Source organism: Sphingomonas sp. CCH21-G11 (assembly GCF_001555965.1).
In the GTDB taxonomy this organism is placed as follows: domain Bacteria; phylum Pseudomonadota; class Alphaproteobacteria; order Sphingomonadales; family Sphingomonadaceae; genus Sphingomonas.
In genome coordinates this window covers 142344-159695 of the sequence record NZ_LSHX01000036.1, presented here as the reverse complement: position 1 = coordinate 159695, position 17352 = coordinate 142344, and the positions used below count along the sequence as shown (strand labels likewise).

Annotated in this window: 16 protein-coding genes; 6 read left to right on the top strand and 10 right to left on the bottom strand. The window is 62.0% G+C overall.

Annotated elements, in window-relative coordinates; translation table 11 throughout:
• Positions 1–59 precede the first annotated feature (59 nt).
• Genes AX676_RS11205 through AX676_RS11190 form a run of 4 tightly spaced genes read left to right on the top strand, consistent with a single transcriptional unit; the run spans position 60 to position 6011 of the window.
• Positions 60–1286, top strand: coding sequence for a TolC family protein (locus AX676_RS11205; protein ID WP_066478273.1), 1227 nt, complete (start codon positions 60–62; stop codon positions 1284–1286).
• On the top strand, positions 1283–2539 hold the full coding sequence (locus AX676_RS11200) for an efflux RND transporter periplasmic adaptor subunit (RefSeq protein WP_197417200.1): 1257 nt from the start codon (positions 1283–1285) through the stop codon (positions 2537–2539). The genes AX676_RS11205 and AX676_RS11200 overlap by 4 nt, the downstream gene beginning before the upstream one ends.
• Positions 2536–5685, top strand: coding sequence for an efflux RND transporter permease subunit (locus AX676_RS11195; RefSeq protein WP_066478271.1), 3150 nt, complete (start codon positions 2536–2538; stop codon positions 5683–5685). The genes AX676_RS11200 and AX676_RS11195 overlap by 4 nt, the downstream gene beginning before the upstream one ends.
• A complete protein-coding gene (locus AX676_RS11190) occupies positions 5682–6011 on the top strand; it encodes a copper-binding protein (RefSeq protein WP_066478267.1) in 330 nt (109 codons plus the stop codon). The genes AX676_RS11195 and AX676_RS11190 overlap by 4 nt, the downstream gene beginning before the upstream one ends.
• A gap of 218 nt (positions 6012–6229) precedes the next feature.
• Here AX676_RS11190 and AX676_RS11185 read toward each other — a convergent pair whose 3' ends face one another.
• From AX676_RS11185 to AX676_RS17390, 4 genes are all read right to left on the bottom strand, one after another.
• The gene (locus AX676_RS11185; protein ID WP_197417046.1) at positions 6230–6814 is read right to left on the bottom strand and encodes a DUF305 domain-containing protein; all 585 of its coding nucleotides are present in this window, start codon (positions 6812–6814) and stop codon (positions 6230–6232) included.
• Between the two features lie 33 nt (positions 6815–6847).
• Entirely contained in the window at positions 6848–7990 is a 1143-nt protein-coding gene (locus AX676_RS11180) for a copper resistance protein B (RefSeq protein ID WP_066478257.1), read from the bottom strand.
• Positions 7987–9828 (bottom strand): copper resistance system multicopper oxidase, encoded by a 1842-nt coding sequence (locus tag AX676_RS11175; RefSeq protein WP_082730903.1) that lies wholly within the window; start codon positions 9826–9828, stop codon positions 7987–7989. The genes AX676_RS11180 and AX676_RS11175 overlap by 4 nt, the downstream gene beginning before the upstream one ends.
• Before the next feature lie 657 nt (positions 9829–10485).
• Positions 10486–10965, bottom strand: a complete 480-nt coding sequence (locus AX676_RS17390; RefSeq protein ID WP_082730902.1) for a GFA family protein — start codon at positions 10963–10965, stop codon at positions 10486–10488.
• 136 nt (positions 10966–11101) lie between these two features.
• Here AX676_RS17390 and AX676_RS11165 point away from each other — a divergent pair, with 136 nt between their 5' ends.
• Complete coding sequence (locus AX676_RS11165; RefSeq protein WP_197417044.1) at positions 11102–11950, top strand: PhzF family phenazine biosynthesis protein; 849 nt, start codon at positions 11102–11104, stop codon at positions 11948–11950.
• A gap of 231 nt (positions 11951–12181) precedes the next feature.
• Here AX676_RS11165 and AX676_RS11160 read toward each other — a convergent pair whose 3' ends face one another.
• From AX676_RS11160 to AX676_RS11140, 5 genes are all read right to left on the bottom strand, one after another.
• Positions 12182–12922, bottom strand: a complete 741-nt coding sequence (locus AX676_RS11160; protein ID WP_082730901.1) for an anti-sigma factor family protein — start codon at positions 12920–12922, stop codon at positions 12182–12184.
• A complete protein-coding gene (locus AX676_RS11155; protein ID WP_066478250.1) occupies positions 12919–13524 on the bottom strand; it encodes a sigma-70 family RNA polymerase sigma factor in 606 nt (201 codons plus the stop codon). The genes AX676_RS11160 and AX676_RS11155 overlap by 4 nt, the downstream gene beginning before the upstream one ends.
• Before the next feature lie 15 nt (positions 13525–13539).
• The gene (locus AX676_RS11150; protein ID WP_066478247.1) at positions 13540–13878 is read right to left on the bottom strand and encodes a cupredoxin domain-containing protein; all 339 of its coding nucleotides are present in this window, start codon (positions 13876–13878) and stop codon (positions 13540–13542) included.
• A gap of 11 nt (positions 13879–13889) precedes the next feature.
• Positions 13890–14822: a metallophosphoesterase family protein gene (locus AX676_RS11145; RefSeq protein ID WP_066478244.1), complete on the bottom strand. Its 933-nt coding sequence runs from the start codon at positions 14820–14822 to the stop codon at positions 13890–13892.
• 252 nt (positions 14823–15074) lie between these two features.
• Positions 15075–16064 (bottom strand): quinone oxidoreductase family protein, encoded by a 990-nt coding sequence (locus AX676_RS11140; protein ID WP_066478241.1) that lies wholly within the window; start codon positions 16062–16064, stop codon positions 15075–15077.
• A 100-nt stretch (positions 16065–16164) separates the two neighbouring features.
• On the opposite strand from AX676_RS11140, the gene AX676_RS17385 reads away from it, so the two are divergent.
• Entirely contained in the window at positions 16165–16617 is a 453-nt protein-coding gene (locus tag AX676_RS17385) for a winged helix-turn-helix transcriptional regulator (RefSeq protein ID WP_082730899.1), read from the top strand.
• Here AX676_RS17385 and AX676_RS11130 read toward each other — a convergent pair.
• Positions 16548–17225 carry an NAD(P)H-dependent oxidoreductase gene (locus tag AX676_RS11130; protein WP_066478237.1) on the bottom strand — a complete coding sequence of 226 codons (678 nt, stop codon included), beginning with the start codon at positions 17223–17225 and terminating at the stop codon, positions 16548–16550. The genes AX676_RS17385 and AX676_RS11130 overlap by 70 nt on opposite strands.
• Positions 17226–17352: the final 127 nt, after the last annotated feature.

Below are 17352 nucleotides of genomic sequence, written 5' to 3'. Positions count from 1 at the left end.
TGGTCCCCGCTTCCGTGATGGCCAGGCTTCTGGCTAGGATCATGTCTGGGGGACACAGCATGCGCTATCTAATATTGCCGACCGTGATGTTTCTGGCGACCCCGGCGTTGGCCGGACCGCTTACCTTCGAGCAGGCGCTCACGCGCGCCGATGAGGACGCCCCGAGCATCGCGGCCCGCGCGGCGCAAGCCGATGCCGCGCGCTCGACTGCGATTGCCGCTGACCGGCTGCCCGATCCCAAGCTGGAGGTGAAGCTACAGGACTTTCCCTTCACCGGGCCCGACGCCGGCAAATTCAACAGCGACAACTTCACGATGGGGGTCCTCGGCATCAGCCAGGAAGTGCCTAATCTCGCCAAGCGTCATGCCCGGGCGTCCCGCGCGACCGCTGATATCGGCGCTGCCGACGCAGAAGCAGCTGCCGAACGTCGCCGTGTTCGCATCGCAGCGGGCATGGCGTGGATCGATCTCTATTTTGCCGAACGTCGCCTGGAGATACTGAACCAGCTCGAAAAGCGTCTGGACGATCTCGGCGTGACTGCGCCCGCCCGGCTGGCGAGCGGCACTGCCCGACCATCGGAAGCGATCGAACCCCAGCGATTGAAGGCAGAACTCGCCGACCGCCGCAGCGACCGGGTCGCCGAGATTGCCACCGCGCGTGCCAAGTTGACGCGGTGGACCGGCGACCCCGACCCGGAAGTGACCGGTCCGCCGCCAGACCTTTCGCCCGACGCAGCCAAGCTGCATGCCGGACTTGCCTCGCTCCCTGCGCTCCAGGTCAAGGATGCTTTGGTCGGTCAAGCCACCGCCGATGTTCGGCTCGCTGAGGCAGCAAAACATCCCGATTGGGAGGTGAGTGGGTCGATCGGCAACCGCGAGCCGCGTTATGGCAATCTCTTTTCCCTCGGCGTCAAGATCGACCTGCCGCTGTTCGCGGGCAAGCGCCAGAACCCGGTCATCGCCGCCAAGGCAAGCGAGATGACGCGCGCGCGGCTCGACCGGATCGATGCCGAACGCGAGCTGGTTGCCGCCCTCGATACCGATCTTGCCGATCACCGGATGCATCATGAGCGGTTCGAGCGGGCACAGACGACGTTGCTGCCGCTGGCCCGCGAGCGGGCCGAGCTCGACCGTGCGAGCTATGCGGCAGGGCGGATCGACCTTGGCACCGCGCTGCAATCGGCGATCGGCTTGGCCGAAGCAGCGATCGACCTGCTCGACCGCGAAGCCGATGTCGCACGCGACGGCGTGCGGATCACGCTTACCTATGAGGGGGAACGGCCATGAAGATGACGTCGCTCCAGGCCTCGCAACTTGCCGCAGCCCTAGCCGGTGTGGCGCTCATCGGCTTTGTCGCGGGTCGCTATGTGTCGCCCTCAGGAGGGTCGACATCGTCTGCTGCTGCAACGTCAGGCAAGCAGCCGCTTTATTATTACGACCCGATGTTCCCGAACCAGAAGTTCGACAAGCCCGGCAAGTCGCCCTTCATGGACATGGAGCTGGTCCCCAAATTCGCCGACGAAGGCGCTGGTGGCGCAAGCGCGGGTGGACCGCCGGCGGTGACGATCAATCCGGCGGCGATGCAGAATCTGGGGGTGCGTATCGCCGCGGCAAAACGCGATACGCTGGCAACCGGCCTCGACGTGACCGGCGTCATCGCCTTCAACGAGCGTAACGTTGCGGTGGTGCAGGCGCGCGCGGCCGGGTTCGTGCAGCGCGGCTACGCCCGTGCACCGGGCGATGTGATTGCGGCCGGCGCGCCGCTCGCGGGTGTGCTGGTGCCCGAATGGGGCGGCGCGCAGCGCGAATTTCTGGCGGTGCAGCGGACGGGTAATGCCGCGCTGGCGAGCGCCGCCCGGCAGCGGCTGATGCTGCTCGGCATGCCGCCTGGGCTAGTGAATGCAGTGGCGCGCAGCGGGCGCGTGCATGACGTGACGACGCTGACGACCCCCTCGGGCGGAGTCATCGACACGCTCGACGTGCGTCCCGGGATGACGCTGGCGATGGGCCAGCCACTTGCGCGTATCGTGGGTCTCGGATCGGTCTGGCTCGATGCCGCCGTGCCCGAAGCGCGGATCGGCGATGTCCGGCCTGGCGCCGCCGTGACGGCCGATCTGACCGCCTTTCCCGGCGAGCATTTCCCCGGGCGCGTCCAGGCGATCCTGCCGACCGCGCAAAGCGAAAGCCGGACGGTCACGGTCCGTGTCGAACTGCAGAACAGGGGGTTACGGCTGCGACCGGGCATGTTCGCGCGCGTGTCGCTGGGACAGGGCAGCAAGTCGGCGCTCCTTATCCCGACCGAAGCCGTGATCCGCACCGGCAAGCGCACAATCGTCATGCTGTCGGCGGGCGATGGCCGCTATCACCCTGCCGAAGTGCAGATCGGGCGCGAAAGCGGCGGTCGTACTGAAATCCTCGCCGGCCTCGCCGAGGGGGAAAAGGTCGTCGCCTCGGGTCAGTTCCTGCTCGATTCCGAAGCGAGCCTGACGGGCATTCCCGTCAGGGCGATCGAGGCTGCCCCAGCGAGTGGCGCCAAGTGATCGCCGCCGTCATTCGCTGGTCAATCGCCCAGCGCCTGTTCGTCTTGCTGGCCGCCCTGTTGGTGGTCGCAGCAGGCGTCATCGCGGTCCGATCGACCGCCATCGACGCACTGCCCGACCTGTCCGACGTGCAGGTCATCATCCGCACCAACTACCCCGGCCAAGCACCGCGCATCGTCGAGAATCAGGTCACCTATCCGCTGGCGACGACGATGCTGTCGGTGCCCGGCGCGCGCGTCGTGCGGGGCTATTCGTTCGTCGGCTACAGCCTTGTGTACGTGCTGTTCGAGGATGGCACCGACCTTTATTGGGCGCGCAGCCGCGTGCTCGAATATCTGAGCCAGGTGCAGACACAATTGCCAGCGGGCGCAAAGACCGAACTCGGCCCGGACGCGACCGGGGTCGGCTGGATCTACGAATATGCGCTGGTCGACCGGAGCGGTCGCAACGATTTGTCGCAGTTGCGCAGCCTGCAGGACTGGTTCTTGCGCTATGAACTGAAGACCATCCCGGGCGTCAGCGAAGTCGCCGCGGTCGGCGGGATGGTGCGGCAGTATCAGGTCGTGCTCGATCCGGACAAACTGATTGCTTACGGCGTCACGCACGAAGCGGTGATCGACGCCATCAAGCGCGGCAATCAGGAGGCCGGCGGCTCGGTGATCGAGCAAGCCGAGACCGAATATATCGTCCGCGCGAACGGCTATCTCGCCAATCTCGATGACTTCCGCGCGCTGCCGATCAAGACGACGGCGGGCGGTGTGCCCGTCACATTGGCCGATGTCGCGACGGTACAGGTTGGACCCGACATGCGGCGCGGCGTCGCCGAGCTCAACGGCGAAGGCGAGGTTGCAGGCGGCATCATCATTCTCAGATCGGGTGCCAATGCCCGTGCGGCGATCGCTGCGGTCAAGGCAAAGCTCGAAACATTGAAAGCAAGCCTGCCGCCGGGGGTCGAGATCGTCCCGACCTATGACCGCTCGGCGTTGATCGGTCGATCGGTCGACAATCTCACCAGCAAGCTAATCGAGGAGTTCATCGTCGTCGCGGTCGTTTGCGCGCTGTTTCTGTGGCACGTCCGCTCGGCGCTGGTCGCTGTGGTGACGTTGCCGCTCGGCATTCTCGCGGCGTTCATCGTTATGCGCACGCAAGGCATCAACGCCAACATCATGTCGCTCGGTGGGATCGCGATTGCCATCGGCGCGATGGTGGACGCCGCCGTGGTGATGATCGAGAACGCCCACAAGCATCTGGAGCATTGGACAAGGGACAACCCGGACGCCGAACTGAAGGGTGCTGCCCGCTGGGCGGTGATCGCCGAGGCGGCGGCAGAGGTCGGCCCTGCACTGTTTCTCAGCCTGATGATCATCGCGCTGTCGTTCATCCCCGTCTTCGCGCTGCAGGGGCAGGAAGGCCGGCTGTTCGCGCCGCTTGCCTTCACCAAAACCTATGCGATGGCAGCGGCCGCGATCCTGTCGGTGACGCTGGTGCCGGTGCTGATGGGCTATCTGATCCGGGGGCGCATTCCGGCTGAAAGCGCCAACCCGATCAACCGCGTGCTGACCGCACTCTATCGGCCAGCGCTCGACTGGGTGCTGGTCCATCCGAAGCGGACGCTGGTGATTGCGGGCCTCGTCTTTGCGACCAGCCTGTTCCCGCTATCGCAGCTTGGTGGCGAGTTCATGCCGCAAATCGACGAAGGCGACCTGCTCTATATGCCCTCCGCGCTGCCCGGTATCTCGACCGCCAAGGCCGCGCAACTGCTCCAGCAGACCGACAGGCTGATCAAGACGGTTCCCGAGGTCGACAGCGTGTTCGGCAAGGCGGGGCGCGCTGAGACCGCGACCGATCCCGCGCCGATGGAGATGTTCGAGACGACGATCCGGTTCAAGCCACGTGACCAATGGCGTCCGGGGATGACGCCCGACAAGCTGATCGATGCGCTCGACCACGCGGTGAAAGTCCCTGGTCTCGCCAATTTCTGGATACCGCCGATCCGCAACCGGATCGACATGCTCGCCACCGGCATCAAGAGCGCGATCGGGATCAAGGTCGCGGGCGCCGACATCGCCCAGATCGACGCGACCGCCAAGCGGATCGAAACCGTCGCGAAAACCGTGCCTAATGTGTCGTCAGTGCTCGCCGAGCGACTGACCGGCGGGCGTTACATCGATGTCGATATCGATCGTTTTGCCGCCTCACGGTTCGGCATGAACATCGCCGATGTCCAGTCGATCGTTTCCAGCGCGATCGGCGGCGAGACCGTCGGGCAGACGGTCGAGGGGCTCGCACGCTATCCGATCAGCGTGCGCTACCCGCGCGAGCTGCGCGACAGTGCCGACGCGCTACGCAACCTGCGCTTTCTGGCACCCGGTGGACAGCAGGTGACGCTCGGCACCGTCGCCTCGATCAGCACCAGCGAAGGCCCGCCGATGCTGCGAAGCGAAAACGGGCGCCCGGTGACGTGGATCTATGTCGATGCGCGGGGTCGCGACCTGACCTCGATCGTCGCCGATCTGCAGCGGGTCATCTCGCGCGATGTAAAGCTGCCGCCCGGCATCAGCGTCAGTTTTACCGGTCAGTTCGAATATCTCCAGCGCGCCCGCGAGCGGCTGACGGTGGTAGTGCCGGCGACGCTGCTGATCATCTTCGTGCTGCTCTATGTCACGTTCGGACGATTCGACGAGGCGTTGCTGGTGATGGCGACGTTGCCCTTCGCGTTGACTGGTGGATTCTGGTTGCTCTGGCTGCTTGGCTATAACCAATCAGTGGCGACGGCCGTCGGGTTCATCGCGCTGGCGGGCGTCGCGGCGGAGTTTGGCGTGGTGATGCTGATCTATCTCAAACACGCGCTCGCCGATCGCGGCATCGACCCGTCCCCGACCGAGGTCGAGGCAGCGGTGCGCGAGGGCGCGTTGCTGCGCGTTCGCCCCAAAGCGATGACGGTCGCGGTGATCCTGGCGGGGCTGTTCCCCGTGCTAATCGGCACCGGCACGGGTTCGGAGGTTACCAGCCGCATCGCGGCGCCGATGATCGGCGGGATGCTGACCGCACCGCTGCTGTCGATGCTGGTCATTCCCGCCGGGTATCTGCTGATGCGACGGCGTCGATCCCATACCCAAGGTGCAAAAGAAGGAGTTACCGTATGAAAAAGCCAATTCTTGTGATCGCGCCGCTGCTGCTCGCTGCCTGCGACAATCCCGGTGTTGATGCCAAAGGCAACGGCATTGCTGCAACGGCGCAAGCAGATCCCAGGGTCGGCAACGGCGAAGGAACGATCATGGCGATCGATTCCAGTACCGGCAAAATCACCCTCGCGCACGGTCCCGTCGCCGAACTTCACTGGCCCGCGATGACCATGGGTTTCGATGCAAATGGAAATCAGCTCAACGGTTTAAAGGTTGGCGACAAGGTCAAGTTCAGCTTTCGCTGGGATGGAAAGGCCGGAGAGATCGAGTCGATCGACAAGATATAGCGCCGCCAGCCACAGCACTCGTTATGCCCTTCGCCTGATTGTCGAGGGTGAAGAGGCCAAGATCCGCAAGCAATTGGCTCTGGGTGGGTAGCCAAGTTCCCAAAGCACTGTCCGTGCCTTGAAGCGGACAAGCAGACGTTCGGCGACCCGGGTTCGGCAACGGCATCAGCGGCATGGCGAATTATGCCCCCCCTTTGAGGTTGGGGAGCCAACCAAACTCAACGGATAGGCTGAAAGGTATTGATACCTTCGCTCTCGTCCGTCTGCGGCGGCGGCGGAGTCGCACCTGTATCGCGGTAGGATGGCAGATCGGGCGCACCATTCGGTGTCGGCCTCGCCTCCAGCCGGGCGATCATCGCCTTCATCTCGGCGATCTCGCGGACTTGCGCATCGATGATGCCATCCGCCAGTTTGCGGACTTCGGGATCCTTGATGTGCGCCCGCTCGCTGGTCATGATCGCGATCGAGTGGTGCGGAATCATCGCCTTCATCCAGGAAACATCGTCGACGGTTTCCTGACTGCGCACCAAGTATAGCGCTCCTGCGAAAACGACGACGCTGCCCGCCATGATCGCCAGATTGGCGCGCTTGTTCGGATACATCGACCACATGAAGCCGAGCATGATGATCGCCATCACCGCGCCCATATAGATCGCCATCCATGTGCGCGTCTGGCTGTAGAAAACGTGGCTCAAAGCGTAGGTGTTGAGATACATCAGCCCGAACATGACGACCGTAGACGTCGCGATCATCGCTGCGAACCGGCCGTAACCCATCTTCATCTTTTCATCGCTACCCTGCATGTCGCTTCTCCTTTGGCGTTCGTCCGTCGCGCGTCAGAACCAGAAATGCACGCCAGCCACGAAGCTGGTCGATGTCGCATCCTTGCCGTCCGCACGCGCGAACTCAGCGGTTCGCCCGGTTTTCGCGTCGTCGGAAACACCGATATAGGGCGCGAACTCGCGTACGAACTCGTAGCGGAGCCGCAAGCCCAGTTCGGCGTTGGTCAGACCGGCGCCCAACCTGTTCTCGGGCACATCCTGCGCCGACAGATTGAGCTCGACGCGCGGCTGGAGGATCAGCCGCTGAGTGATGCGCTGATCGTAATAGCCTTCGAGGCGCCCGAGGAGATCACCCTTGTCCGAAAGGAACGCTGCGCCCTCGACCTCGAACAGATACGGCGCGAGACCCTCGAAGCCGACTGTCGCGTAGGTGCGCGTCGGCGACGGCTGGAAGTCATGACGGACGCCCGCCTGAAGATTGAAATAAGGACCGATCGCGCGGCTGTAGAGCGCCTGGACCTCGGCGCTGTCGATGCCCTCGCGGAATGTGCCTTCGCCCTCGGTCTTGATTACCAGCCGATTGATGTCGCCCCCGAACCAGCCCTCGCCGTCCCAGCGATAGCCGTCCTTGCCGTCGCGGATCTGATATTCGGCCAGATTGAACATGATCTTGGAGAAATTGCGGCCGCCTTCCTGCCGCATCATCGCCTCGTGCGCCTTGTGGATTTCGGCGGGTGGGAAGAAGCGGTCGGCGTAATGATCGGTGGGAGGCATTGGTGCCGGGGCGTTCCCGGCTGGCAGAGCAGTACCGCTCGCCTGCATGTCGGGCATCGTCATACCTGACATCGCCTTCCCAGATGAGGAGTCGGCCGACGCCTTTTCACCTGACATATCCATGCCCGACATCGGCTGATCGGTCGACGCCTTGGCGGCATCCGACATATCCATCCCGGGCATCGCCATGCTTTCCATCGCCTTCGCTGGCGGTTTTTGAACGGCCACCGGTTTCGCCGCAGGCCGTCTGGTCGTCGGCCTTTTCGCTAGCGTGGTCGGCGGTGCCTTTTTCTTCGCAGGCGGCTTCATCGGCATCTTCATGCCCTTCATGTCCATGCCCTGCATCGACACCTGCGCCGTGGCCGGGACCGCAACGATCACCGCGGCACCAGCAGAAAGCGCGGCGACGACGACGCGGTTCATGCGGCCTCTCCGCGTGGGCGCACGCAGACGACACGCATCATCCCCGCCATCATGTGGTAGAGCAGATGGCAGTGGAACGCCCAGTCGCCAACGGCGTCCGCAGTCAGGTCCCAACTCACCTTGCCGCCCGGCTGGACGATGACCGTGTGCTTGCGCGGCGAATGCTCGCCGTGCCCGGTGACCAGCTCGAAGAAGTGACCGTGCAGGTGGATGGGATGCGCCATCATCGTGTCGTTGATGAGCGTTACCCGCACCCGCTCGCCCTCGATGAACGGGAACGGTTCCATCGTGTCCGACATCTTCACCCCGTCGAACGACCACATGAACCGTTCCATGTTGCCAGTCAGGTGGATGTCGAGCGAACGGGTCGGCGCACGTACGTCGGGGTTGCGCGCCAGCGCCATCAGATCGCGGTAGACCAGCACGCGGTGACCGACATTCTCCAGCACCTGACCGGGCTCGCTGGTGCGATCGACCGGGCTCATCGCGACCGTTTGCACGCCCGGATTCTTCTCGATCTTGGGCGCGTTGGAGAAGTCGCGCATCTTCATGTCCATGCCGGACATGCTCATGCCCTGCATCTTGTCGTCGCGAGCCATGCCCGGCGTCGCGACGTCCTTCTTGCCCATATCCATGCCGGCCATCGCGCCGTCGGCCAGGCCATGCCTGCCGCCTGAACCCGACATGTCCATGCCCGACATGCCGCCCATCGATCCCATACCGCCCATGCCCATGTCCTTCATGGTCGCAAGCGGCCGCTTGCGCAGCGGCGGCACCTCTGCGGCCATACCGGCGCGGGGGGCTAGCGTCGCGCGCGCCATGCCCGAACGATCGACCGCCTCGCCAACGAAGGTGTAGGCCCGGTCGTCGGTCGGCTCGACGACGGCGTCGTAGGTCTCCGCGACCCCGATCTGGAATTCGTCGACCGTGACCGGGCGGACGTTCTGGCCGTCGGCCTGGACGATGGTGAGCTTCAGCCCCGGAATGCGGACGTTGAAGGTCGTCATCGACGACGCGTTGATGATCCGCAGCCGCACGCGCTCGCCAGGTTTGAACAACGCGGTCCAGTTATCCTGTGGCCCGTGCCCGTTGACGAGGAAATTGTAGGTCGATCCGTTGGCGTCGGAAATGTCGGTCGGGTCCATCCGCATCCCGCCCCACATGACGCGTTGGTCGAGCGACTGGTTCTTGCCGGCCAACAGTCCAGAGAGCGTCTGCTTCTGGTAATTGAAATAGCCCGGCATCAGCTTCATTTTCCGGAAGATCGCTTCCGGCGACATCTGGCTGTGATCGGACAGCACGATGACATGCTCGCGGTCGAACCCGACCGGATCGGTGCCCGCGGGATCGATCACGATCGGACCGTAATGGCCGAGCTGCTCCTGCATCCCCGAATGGCTGTGATACCAATAGGTGCCAGCCTGCTTGATCGGGAATTCATACACGAATTTTGATCGCGGCTTGATGCCGGGAAACGAGATGCCGGGCACGCCATCGAACTGCATCGGCACGAGCAGGCCGTGCCAGTGGATCGAGCTGTCCTCGTCGAGATCGTTGATGACATTGAGGCGAACATTCTGACCCTCTCGCAGGCGGATCAGGGGCCCAGGCACAGTGCCGTTGATCCCTATTGCGCGGGATGGGCGACCGTCGATCATCATTGTCTGACGCGCGATCTTGAGTGGGACGAGGCAACCGTATATTATTGAGAATACGTTATAATTTGTGGCGAAACCGCAAAGTGTGTAAGGATTTGTGTAAGTGTTAGACCAAACGAGCCGGTGCCAAAGGCGTAGACCGACGGGCCGGGATTGATGTTGGCTGTTATTCTTTGGCATCGAAATTGCCCGCCTTGATCGCGATCGGGTTTGCCGTCGGATAGAATTGAACAAACGTCGTTTGCGTCGCGGCATGCTGCTGGTGACACGAATAGCAGCTGCCGAAGTTGGCAGCACCCGCGCAGGCTTGTTGCGGTCGACCTCGAAAAAGCCCCAACCCGATGGAAAACCGTTCCGGTCTCGAATGTGAAGGTCGAGATAGGCGCGCTGCTCGGTCAGGAATTGGCCGGTCTGCTCGGCTTCTGGGCCTTTCGCATTTGCCGACCAGAGCGCGTGAGCGGCATTCTAGCGAATGCAGGACGGGACAACATCGCGTTCGAACTCGTCGACTGGAACTAACTTGCCGGCGCAGGCCGAGACCCCGTCAGCGACGCTGTAGATTTTTTCCGCAACATCGGTTTGGCCGCGCCCGCGTTCGCTGCCTTGGGTAAAAGCGCTCGTGCCGACATTGTCGAAAAGGTAACCGCGATCGCAGAAAGTCATCGGCCAGGAGACGAGACACGAAAATCTACCAGCAGCGCATTGTCATCGAGCGCATGTTCTGCCGCGTGAAGGGTCGCAACGCGCTTCGATCGCAACATTAAAACATCCCGGCGGCCATCGCCGCTAGCGTCATCTGGTGGCTACAATTACTCTGGACGCTGATAAGAACCCTTTTCAGATAAAAGATGAGCCTATGTCAGAAGCTGCGAACTCCCGCAGCAAGGACGGGTAGGCGCTCATATCCGGCTCTTTCGCGAACCCGTGCTTTGCAGGTGTTGATGCCCAGGACAGTTTCTCGCTGGTCCAGACTTCTATAAAGGGCTCAAACCAAGACGGGTCATCAAGCATCATGGCGCGGACATTTATATAGCCTGCGTCAGGCTCCTTTTTGGTAAAAACCCACGCTTTGCACCAGTCGCAATGCATGTAAGGTTCCTTGGGGTTTCGCAAACCGCCAGGCACTGGATTTCCTTCGACAATGTTGAAGGCAGCCGATGGAACGGCAACAGTTAGGGAAAAAGCGCTGGCCGTCATAATCTGACAACCTCGGCAATGACATGCGTGGGTCATAAGGGGTCGAGCATCAATTTGGAACCGCGTTCGACCGCACCGACAGCCCCCTTTGAGAGGCAAATTTAATTTGTGTATCGTCATCAACTCAACATAACAAAGCGTAACGATTTTTGGAAATATTTTCATCCCGCGCCGATCGGACGGAGCTGTAATTTTCTGACGCGAAACGGCCTGCGAGATAGCCGGCAGATCGTCTAAAAGCGGACTTGTACAGGAATTGCCGAAGGAGTGTGTTCTGAAGGTTCAAAGGTTTGCGGCATTCACGTGCAATGGCTCTGGTGGAAATCCTGCTGGCGTAGTGATCTGCGACAAGTTGCCGGATTCTGATGAAATGCAGAGGATCGCCTCGGACGTCGGATATTCTGAGACTGTTTTCGCTGCGCCAACTGTCACCGGCTATCGCGTCAGATACTTTGCGCCAGAAGCAGAGGTTTCTTTCTGTGGTCATGCTACGATTGCTTTGGGTGCTGCGCTGTTCAACTGCGGTGAGAATGGACCGATCAACCTGGAATTGAACGAAGGTGAAGCAACCGTAGAGGGTTTCGGGGACGGGACTCAATTGAGCGCTATTTTAACTTCCGCGCCAACACGGAATGAACCAGCGTCAAGCGTACTAATTAATCGATCACTAGAGCTTTTCTCGCTGACAAAAACTGACCTTGACGATAATATTCCGCCCGCGATTATTGATGCAGGGGCGCGCCATTTATTGCTTGCGCTTCGCGATCGTGAGCGCCTCGCTGCGATGAGGTACGATATGCTGATGGGCGCGCAGTTGATGCGCGAATGGGACCTCGCGACGATCAGTTTGGTCCAAGCCGAAAGCACTTCGCGTTTTCATGCTCGCAACCCGTTCGCGGCTGGCGGTGTTTACGAAGATCCAGCCACCGGAGCAGCCGCAGCGGCGCTCGTGGCCTATCTTCGTCACCTAGCCATTATTAGCGATGAAACGATCGAAGTGATTCAAGGTGAAGATATGGGAGTGCCCTGCCAGCTTTACGCCAATGCTTCCTCTACGCCCGGTGGGCGCGCGCAAGTCACAGGCCGGGTTAGAGCGATAGCGTAACGGCGGGCTATCGGCTTTCAATATGATGCCGGCCGGTTGCAACACCAGACCTGGAAGACATCATTTGCAGTCCCACCGCCTGTTCGCTGCATGGCCGCATACGGCCGCGCCTCAGAGACGATCGGACTGACGCGGAGTAGGTGATCGTCGCGCCGCTCGTGCCGACGGCGTGCGTTCAAGTGCGGCGTTATTGAGCTGCCCCCGGTGCCGCCTACAATGAGCGGGCAGATACTATGCTCCCCGCGTGAAGCTCGTTTCGAAGAGCGCAAGGTCGGCGGGCGCAACGTCAGAGACCGCGTAGTAGGAGAGGCCGTCCCGTATCCAGTGGCGAACCGAATATCCCTCCATCTGCATAGTCGTCGCAGGATCGTCCGACGTGGCCGGCCACACGAAAAGGTTTATCGTGTGGAGCCTGCGACGATAGATGATCGCGGCAACCGTCCGGTCCCCGATATAATCCAGTCGCCCGCCGACCAGCGGAAATCCCTGAGCTGCCAAATTTGGTGTCGGGGGCGAGAAATTGATCTTGCCGTTGAACCAGGGTTTGACGAGATGCCGGTCGGACGTCGGGATATCGACCAGATGATCCGCCAGGAGCGAGCGGACATGGCTCGCAACGAGCTGCTGCTCCAACTCCGGGGAAACGGGCTGCGCGGTTGTCAGCATCAACGCGAGGCTAGCCGCCATTGCCACTCCTGCACCGCCACCTGCCCAACCGAGCCGCGCCCGCCAGGGATTGGCGCGGGTGGGCGCCGGCAGGACGGATTCGATCCGGTCGATCAGGCCGATGGGGGCTTTATATCGCAACGCCTCGTCCCGCAGCACGCCATGCAACGCGCGCAGCCGTTCGAACCGCGCCGCGCAATCGCTGCAACCGCGCAAATGCGTCTCGATCGCCGCGGCGTTGGCCGCGTCCAGTTCGTTGTCGAGCAACGCATGCAACAGCATCTCCCGATCGGCGCATGATGTCATCGCTGGCGCTCCTCCCGGATTTCATCGCGCAGCGGCAGCAGCAGATTCGTCAGCATGTCGCGCGCGCGGGCGAGCCGCGACATGACCGTTCCGATCGGGACACCGGTCATCGTCGCAATCTCGCGATACGAAAAATCTTCCATCTCGCGCAGCAACAGCGTTTCGCGGAACGGCTCGGGCAGATCGGCGATCACGCCGCGCACCGTGTCGACCTCACGCGCGCGCGCCAGCCCGGTTTCGGGCGTATCGCCATCATCGGCGACATTCGCCACGGCGAGTGCCTGGGTTTCGGATAGTGCGACCTCGGACATCACCACTCGCTCGCGGCGCACTTGTTCGTTCACGCGGTCGTGCCAGCAATTGCGCAGGATCGCGAACAGCCAGGCGCGGGCCGATCCGTCACGATAGGTATCGATCGCCCTAAACGCGCGCAGAAACGCTTCCTGCACGACATCCTCGGCAAGGCTCGTATCGCCCGCCAAATAACGGGCAAGGTTGTAGGCGGCGTCGAGGTGCGGCAGCATCAGCTCACGGAAACGCAGTTGAGGATCTGGCGCTCCGTCCCGCCCGCCGATCAGTCTGGGCCGAAAGCCGCCGATCACTCTTCGCTCCTTCGACTAGCGCGCCATAACCACGATCTTGCCCGTCATCATCGGATGGAGCGAGCAGAAATAGGCGACCGCGCCCGGCTTGGTGAAAGTGACGCTGAACGACTGGCCGGTGTCGAGTACCTTCGACCGGAAGCTCTTGTCGGTTGCAACGACGGTGTGCGGAATGTCGTCATCATTGGTCCAGGTCATTGTTTGGCCGACCCTTAGGGTCAATATCTTGGGTCCGAACGTAAAATTCGAGATGTGCACCGCCGCAGGAACCGGGGCGGGCGCCAGGGCCGAGAGTGCGATGGCGGCAGGTACGGCGAGCACGGTACAACAGACCGCAAAGGCTAGACGATTCATCGAGGGGCCTTTCAGGCGAGCGTGGAATCGACGAGCGCGATACGATGGTCGCCCCGCACGAACGTAACGTCGGTGATCCCCAGTAGATTGCGCAACTGGCCCGGCGGGACGAGTTGCGGGCCGGGCGAGGGAGCCGTGCCGGGCATTGGCTGAGGAAATGCGGTGGAACGGGCCGTATGGAACGTCATCCGCCCTTCGACCTTCTGGGCGATCTGATGGATGTGGCCGTTGAGAATCGTCACCGACCCAAACCGGCGCAGCAAACCAAGTGCGTTTTGGGCGTCATCTGTGCCCCAGCCCCATTCGGCATAGACCGTCCATAGCGGAATGTGCGCGAACACGACGATCGGCGTGGAAGCCGAGAGTCCGGCGAGATCGCGCCTGAGCCACAGCATCTGTTCCGCACCGAGATTGCCCATCCCGCCGGGCTTCAAATCGGCGACATTGACCAGCCCGACGAAATGGACACCGCCATGATCGAAGCAGAACCAGCCCGCGCCCTTGCTGCCCTTGCCGTAGCGCGACAGGAAAGCCTTGCCGCCGCCTTCGTCGACCATGTCATGCTCGCCAGGTACGAAATAGGTCTGGATGCCGCATTCGCGCAGGATCTGGTCGGCGTCGTCGAATTCCTCGTCGCGCGAGAGCTGCGAGATGTCGCCGGTGTGGATGATGAAATCCGGTTTAACGGCTAGCGCCTGCACTTTGGCGATCGCTTCGCGATAGGTGGTGCGGGCGTCGGGATTGGCCGGCTTGGAAAAACCGATATGGCTGTCGCTTAGCTGCAGGAAGCTAAAGCTGGCCGGCGATTTAGCCGGGCTCGCCACCGCGACATCGATGATCGCGCTCGACGCAATCCCGCCATGCAATGCCCATAGGGCTCCAGTCCCGGCCCAGGCCATGCATTTCAGCGCTTCGCGGCGGTCTGTTCGGATATCGTCGTCCATCGGTCACTCCAGGGTGGGTCTGAAGCCAAGACCGGCGTGAGCCGATGTTTATTCCCGCCGACGCAAATTATAATGCGCATGAAACAGTAAGGGGCGCCTAGCTGCTATTCGACTAGCCACGGGCATTGGCCCAAATCGGCGGCGTTCCGGTCTGTACCCTCTCGCCGTTCTCCGCAGCGACTTGAGCATCAGCGTTTGCGTGATATCAGATGATCGCGGTCGCGCGACGAAACTTGGAGCACTAGCGAACCCTCAAGGCTGCAAGACCAGCTTTCCCATGGTCCCGCGTTGCTCGAGATCGCGGTGCGCTTCGGCGACGCGCGCCAGCGGATAGGAACCGCCGATCGTGACGCGCAGCGCGCCGGACACGACCAGGTCGAACAAGGCGGCGAGATCGGTCCTCAGACTCTCTGGCGTCAAAAGTGGCGCAAGCGCGAATCCGGTTAGCGACTGATTCTTGAAGATCAGCCCGAGCAGTTCGGGGACGCCGAGCTGGAACTGTTGTATGTTCAACGCGCCATAAACGATCATCTGGCCAAGCGGTGCCAGCGCAACAAGGCTGGTCATAGTGATCGCGCCGCCGACCGATTCATAGACGATGTCCGGCCCCGCCCCGCCCAGTGCATCGTCCAATGCAGTCGCCCAATCGGCCTGGGTGTAATCGATCCCGATATCCGCACCGAGCGATCTGGCAAAGTCGAGCTTGGTATCGGTGCTAGCCGTGGCGACGATCGTCTTCGCCCCAGCCTGTCGCGCGAGTTGGACGAGCAGCGAGCCAACCCCGCCGGCGGCGGCATTGATCAGAACCGTCTTGCCCGCTGGTGCCGCCTGTTTCACCAGATATGCCGCCGTCAGGCCCTGCACCATCAATGCTGCCGCCTCTTCGAAGGACAGCTCATCCGGCAGGGGCACGACGAACTCTGCGGGGATCACGACATACTCGGCATAGCCTCCGAGATGCAGGCCAGCGGCAAACAATGGCGCTGCGACGCGCGCACCGATTTCAAATCCACGCACCTCTTCACCAAAAGCTTCGATCACACCGGCCGCTTCCACGCCGGGGATGGAAGGCAATGGCGGCGTCATCGCGTAGCGATCCTCGCGCATCAGTGTTTCTGCGAAATTGATCCCTGCGGCGCGCACGCGGACGAGGATTTCGCCTGGGCCTGGAATGGGGGTTGGCAGCTCAACAAGGCGAAGTACGTCAGGACCACCGAAGCGGGTGAGATGAACGGCTTTCATGGAAAATCTCTCAGATGGGATTGCTGTGAGGCTGCATCTGGCAATAAAGCACCCTATGGTTCTACAGACTAATTTGTACCATACACACTAAAAGGTAACTATGGCGGATCTCATCAAACGATTGCCGGTCCTGCCGGCAGAGCGGGCGCTGAAGGTGATCGCCGGTCGCTGGAAACCGATCATCCTCTATCATCTGTTCGATGGCCCAAGACGCCTGTCTGATCTGAAGCGGCAGATGCCGGAGATCAGCCAGAAGGTACTGATCCAACAGCTGCGCGAGATGGAAGAGCATGGCATCGTCCACCGCGAAGTCTTTCGACAGGTGCCTCCCCGGGTCGATTACAGCGCGACACCGCTGGGCCTGAGCCTTGAGCCGGTCTTGCTCGCGCTGTGCGACTGGGGCCGTCATCACGCCGCTGAACTCGACGACCTCGACCGGCTAGCGGATTGCGCCGCTACGCCCGCAAGAGAGCGTGCCGCGCGTCAACGGGCAGGTGTGTCCGACCTTTCGAGAATCGGCGCGGTATCGAGCGTGAGTAGCCGCTCAACATAGTCTTCGAGATACACCGCCCGCTCCACTGCATTGATCCGGCCGGGTCCATAGACCACGAACGGTTCGATGACGCTAAATCCCGTAAAAGCGAAAATGCCGCGATGGACGGAGTACAGCACGTCCTCGATCGGCGCATAGACCCCGTCAGCCGAGTAGACATTTTCCAGACCGCCGACCGACACCGCACACATTGCGCGCTTGCCCGCGAAGAAGCCGCCCTCAAACCAACGACCACCGCCATAGGCCCGGCCAACAGCGAAGACCCGGTCGACCCAGCCTTTCAAGATGGCGGGCAGGCCGAGCCACCAAATCGGGAACTGGAACACCAGCACATCGCACCAGGCGAGCTTGTCCATCTCGACCTGAAGATCGGGCACGAAACCGTCATTGGCACTGGCCAGCGCCTCTTCGGCCTGCTGGCGCAATTCGTCCGGATTGGCGATGGTGACAAAATTGCGCCGATCCGACACCGGATCAAAGCCCATAGCGTAGAGGTCCGACACCTCCACCTCGTGTCCGGCGGCGGTCAGCGCGGCAATACCAGCGCGCAGCATGGAGCCGTTGAAGCTAGTCGGTTCAGCGTGGGCAAAAATGATCAAAACCCGCATCAATATCCCTTCATAACCACACTGCACTTAGCTCGACCCGGCCGCGCTATGTCCGCTTCGCGCTGCTCGTAGTTTCGGTGGGCTTGCTCGACAAGATGGAGCTGAAGCTTAACGCAATGTAGGGGTG

Excerpts from the sequence above, each read along its gene's own strand:
- AX676_RS11190 (WP_066478267.1), top strand. The coding sequence starts at position 5,682 with ATGAAAAAGCCAATTCTTGTGATCGCGCCGCTGCTGCTCGCTGCCTGC.
- AX676_RS11200 (WP_197417200.1), top strand. The coding sequence starts at position 1,283 with ATGAAGATGACGTCGCTCCAGGCCTCGCAACTTGCCGCAGCCCTAGCC.
- AX676_RS11130 (WP_066478237.1), bottom strand. The coding sequence starts at position 17,225 with ATGCGGGTTTTGATCATTTTTGCCCACGCTGAACCGACTAGCTTCAAC.
- AX676_RS11150 (WP_066478247.1), bottom strand. The coding sequence starts at position 13,878 with ATGAATCGTCTAGCCTTTGCGGTCTGTTGTACCGTGCTCGCCGTACCT.
- AX676_RS11180 (WP_066478257.1), bottom strand. The coding sequence starts at position 7,990 with ATGAACCGCGTCGTCGTCGCCGCGCTTTCTGCTGGTGCCGCGGTGATC.
- AX676_RS11140 (WP_066478241.1), bottom strand. The coding sequence starts at position 16,064 with ATGAAAGCCGTTCATCTCACCCGCTTCGGTGGTCCTGACGTACTTCGC.
- AX676_RS11185 (WP_197417046.1), bottom strand. The coding sequence starts at position 6,814 with ATGCAGGGTAGCGATGAAAAGATGAAGATGGGTTACGGCCGGTTCGCA.
- AX676_RS17385 (WP_082730899.1), top strand. The coding sequence starts at position 16,165 with ATGGCGGATCTCATCAAACGATTGCCGGTCCTGCCGGCAGAGCGGGCG.
- AX676_RS11160 (WP_082730901.1), bottom strand. The coding sequence starts at position 12,922 with ATGACATCATGCGCCGATCGGGAGATGCTGTTGCATGCGTTGCTCGAC.
- AX676_RS11145 (WP_066478244.1), bottom strand. The coding sequence starts at position 14,822 with ATGGACGACGATATCCGAACAGACCGCCGCGAAGCGCTGAAATGCATG.
- AX676_RS11175 (WP_082730903.1), bottom strand. The coding sequence starts at position 9,828 with ATGCCAAAGAATAACAGCCAACATCAATCCCGGCCCGTCGGTCTACGC.
- AX676_RS17390 (WP_082730902.1), bottom strand. The coding sequence starts at position 10,965 with ATGACGATACACAAATTAAATTTGCCTCTCAAAGGGGGCTGTCGGTGC.
- AX676_RS11205 (WP_066478273.1), top strand. The coding sequence starts at position 60 with ATGCGCTATCTAATATTGCCGACCGTGATGTTTCTGGCGACCCCGGCG.